Annotated in this window: 2 protein-coding genes; both read left to right on the plus strand. The window is 67.2% G+C overall.

What is annotated here, in order from left to right; all coding sequences use genetic code 11:
* The first annotated feature begins 125 nt into the window (after nucleotides 1–125).
* Complete coding sequence (locus HDC29_RS19090; RefSeq protein WP_179499889.1) at nucleotides 126–1,034, plus strand: site-specific integrase; 909 nt, start codon at nucleotides 126–128, stop codon at nucleotides 1,032–1,034.
* 5 nt (nucleotides 1,035–1,039) lie between these two features.
* Nucleotides 1,040–2,230 (plus strand): IS91 family transposase, encoded by a 1,191-nt coding sequence (locus HDC29_RS19095; RefSeq protein ID WP_179499890.1) that lies wholly within the window; start codon nucleotides 1,040–1,042, stop codon nucleotides 2,228–2,230.
* The last annotated feature ends 301 nt before the right edge of the window (nucleotides 2,231–2,531 follow it).

Consider the following 2,531-nt stretch of genomic DNA (forward strand, 5'->3'; position numbering starts at 1 on the left):
TGCACGAACCGCTGCGCGGATTGGTGCTAGCCTCGATGTAAAGCGGCCCAGCGATCGCCGCACCTGATTGAACGCGGGCTGCCGCAGGCAGACCCTTTCGGCTCCTTTACCTGAGGAGTCGAACGATGAATGAGCTTATCCAGATTGGCCCGATCAGCCCGCTGCGCCAGCGCCTGATCGACGACATGACCATGCGCCGCTTCTCGAAGGAGACGCAGCGCAACTATCTTCGCGATGTCGGACGGTTCGCGACCTGGCTCGGACGCTCGCCCCACACCGCGAGCGCCGAGGATGTCCGGCAGTTCCAGATCGAGCAGCAACAGGCGGGCGTCCCCGCACCAACGATGAACAGCATCGTCGGCGCGCTGAGGTTCTTCTTCACGCACACGCTCGACCGCCCCGATCTCGCGCGCAAGCTGGTCCGCACCAGGCAGGTTCGCAAGATCCCCGTCGTTCTGACCATGGCCGAGGTGAAGCGCCTCCTCGATGCGACCCGCTCCCTCAAGCACCAGGCGGCGCTGTCGGTCGCCTATGGCGCGGGGCTGCGCGTCGCCGAGGTATCGGCGCTGAAGGTCACCGATATCGACAGCAAGCGGATGCTGCTGCGGATCGAGCGCGGCAAGGGCGGCCGCTACCGCAACGCCATGCTGCCCGAAGGGCTGCTCCTGCTGCTGCGCGACTGGTGGCGCGCGGGGCGGCAGCAGGGCATCCTCGTTCCCGACGGCTGGCTCTTTCCCGGACAGAGCGCCGCGGCGCCGATCAGCACCCGCCAGCTCTACCGTGTCGTTGTCGAGGCCGCGGAGGCGGCCGACATCGACAAGCGCGTCGGACCGCATACGCTCCGCCACAGCTTCGCCACCCACCTGCTCGAGGACGGTGTCGATATCCGCGTCATCCAGGCATTGCTCGGTCATGCCAAGCTAAACACCACCGCCTTCTATACGCAGGTTGCCACCAAGACCGTTCGCTCGATCGTCAGCCCGCTCGACAGGCTCGCGCTCGCATCGCCCAGCGAGGAGGCGGCTGACGGCTGAGGCCGATGCGCGCCTCACTCGAGGTCGCCGACATCTTCCGGGCCGCAGGGCCCGCGTATCGCGCCGCCCATGCCGGGCATCTGAGCCTGCACCAGCTCAAGATCATGTCGGCGATCGAGCATTGCCGCACCGCCGCCCTAGGTGGCCACGTCGAGGCCTGCACCGACTGCGGGAACTGGCGGATCGCGTACAACAGCTGCCGCAACCGGCATTGCCCGAGGTGCCAGGGCGCTGCTGCACGCACCTGGCTCGAGGCCCGCGAGGCCGACCTGCTCCCGGTCGGCTATTTCCACGTCGTGTTCACCCTCCCTGCCGAGGTCGCCGCGATCGCCTTCCACAACAAGGCGCTCGTCTATGACCTGCTGTTCAAGGCCGCGGCCGACACGATGCTGACCATCGCCGCCGACCCCAGGCACCTCGGCGCCCGGATCGGCATCACCGCCGTCCTCCATACCTGGGGCTCAGCGCTCACCCATCATCCCCACATCCACATGATCGTGCCGGGCGGCGGCATCTCGCGCGATGGGACACGCTGGATATCAGCACGCCCGGCCTTCCTGCTGCCGGTCCGCGTGCTCGGCGCCCTGTTCCGCCGGCTGTTCCTGACCCGCCTTCGCGCGCTGCACGATGCCGGCAAGCTCGCCTTCTTTGGCAGCCTCACGCATCTCGCCGAACGACGCGCATTCCTGCGGCACCTCTCGCCGGTCCGCAAAAAGCGCTGGGTCGTTTATGCCAAGGCCCCGTTCGCCGGGCCCGAGGCCGTGCTCGCTTACCTCGCGCGCTACACCCACCGCGTTGCGATATCGAACAGCCGCCTCCTCCGGTTCGACGAAGCCGGGGTCACCTTCCGCTACAAGGACTACCGCAAGGCCGGTGCCGGACGGCAGCAGGTCATGACCCTTGGGGCCGACGAGTTCATCCACCGCTTTCTTCTCCACGCCCTGCCGCGCGGGTTCCACCGCATCCGCCACTACGGCCTCCTCGCCAGCGCACGCCGCAAGGATCATCTCGAACGCGCCCGCCGTTTGCTCAGCGCCGCGCCTCCACCGGCCGCCGACTCGATCGATGAGCCCGAGGCCCGGCCGCTGTGCCCGTGCTGCGGCGGCACCATGGTGATCATCGAGGTCTTCGAACGTCGCTATCAACCCCGAGCGCCGCCACCGCCATCACTCTCATCCGGAACACAGGCGCCGTGATCCGGCACGGCTCATCCACTCCCGTACCCGGCGCAGCCCTGCGTCCGGAAGCGGACACACTTGCGCTCGCCCTGCCCAAAAGCAGACGCCGCTATATCAAAATCGGCCCGTCCGCTTTTCGGCGTCCGCTCGCTCGACCTAAATCCAGACGGTCCGATCTCAGATGCGTCCGATTTTGGGCAGCATCCGTCAGCCCCAGGCCACGCTCAAAACCGCTTTCCCCATAGCTCTCAGCCTATGACCCCCGCGGTTCGGGCATCGAAGACTTTCCGACGCCTATCGGCGTCCGAAACTCTCAACG

The sequence above is a fragment of the Sphingopyxis sp. JAI108 genome (assembly GCF_013410105.1).
Lineage (GTDB): Bacteria > Pseudomonadota > Alphaproteobacteria > Sphingomonadales > Sphingomonadaceae > Sphingopyxis > Sphingopyxis chilensis.

Bases quoted from the DNA above. Each gene is read 5' to 3' on its own strand.
- HDC29_RS19095 (WP_179499890.1), top strand. From the start codon at position 1,040: ATGCGCGCCTCACTCGAGGTCGCCGACATCTTCCGGGCCGCAGGGCCC.
- HDC29_RS19090 (WP_179499889.1), top strand. From the start codon at position 126: ATGAATGAGCTTATCCAGATTGGCCCGATCAGCCCGCTGCGCCAGCGC.